The sequence below is a fragment of the Leuconostoc sp. BM2 genome (assembly GCF_002095565.1).
In the GTDB taxonomy this organism is placed as follows: domain Bacteria; phylum Bacillota; class Bacilli; order Lactobacillales; family Lactobacillaceae; genus Leuconostoc; species Leuconostoc falkenbergense.
The window spans coordinates 1-980 of sequence record NZ_MOWQ01000105.1 but is presented as its reverse complement, the minus strand read 5'-3'; the positions used below and the strand labels follow the sequence as shown (position 1 = coordinate 980).

The following is a 980-nucleotide window of genomic DNA, read 5'->3' as shown; positions in this document are numbered from 1 at the left end:
GCCTTTAATGGTAATTGTCTAAAACAACCATAAAGGAACTGCGACTCATGACTAGTTTATCATCTCAAGAACGCACTGTCATTCAAACTTTACTCGAATTGAATTATTCTGTTCGTGCCATTGCGCGCTTTATTAAACGCTCTCCTTCAACCGTTTCGATTGAAATTCATCAAGTTACACCCTATAAAGCTGAGATTGCTCATGCGTTGGCATTGAAAAAACGTCATCTACGTGGTCGTCATGACACGCTAACACCAGCTATCGCTGTCTTTTTGAATCACCACATTGGTATATTGAAGTGGTCACCAGAAACCGCTGCGCATGTTTTAGGGTTACCTTTCAAAACGATTTATAATTGGCTCAATGCTGGTCGACTCAAACTATCATTGGCTGATTTACCTGACAAAGGTATCCGTCAAAAGCGTCAATCTGATGGTAGACGACAAGTATTTGTGCATGGTCGTTCGATTGAAACGAGACCTGAAAGTGTGAAAGCACGACAAACCTTTGGACATTTTGAAGTTGACACCATGCAATCGGGTAAAAGACGTGGCGATGTGCTGGTGACAATTACTGAAAGACTAAGCCGGCAACATATCGTGAGACAGGTCACTGGGCGCAATAGTCAGGCAGTGACACCACTCTTAATTCGTTTTTTTCAAGGGATCAAAAATGCCAAGTCAATCACTGTTGATCGTGGGCGAGAATTTGCAAAATATAACGAAATCGAGCAAAAACTAGGCATTCCAGTCTATTTTGCGCACCCATATTCACCAGAAGAACGTGGGAGTAATGAGATATTAAATCGATACGTCCGTCGTTTTATACCGAAAGAACGCAAAATTGAAACAGTTAGCGCCAAAGAATTAGATCAAATTAATCATTGGATCAATGCGAGACCAATGAAAACACTCAACTGGCAATCACCACGAAAGGTTTTTCAGCAGTTTGCAGTGTTCGGTTAATTCTTGCAATCTACC

General features: G+C 41.3%; 1 protein-coding gene. It reads left to right on the top strand.

The features are described from left to right. The first annotated feature begins 47 nt into the window (after window positions 1-47). Window positions 48-965, top strand: a complete 918-nt coding sequence (locus BMG01_RS10625; protein ID WP_084939554.1) for an IS30-like element IS1070 family transposase — start codon at window positions 48-50, stop codon at window positions 963-965. Window positions 966-980: the final 15 nt, after the last annotated feature.

Bases quoted from the DNA above. Each gene is read 5' to 3' on its own strand.
- BMG01_RS10625 (WP_084939554.1), top strand. From the start codon at position 48: ATGACTAGTTTATCATCTCAAGAACGCACTGTCATTCAAACTTTACTC.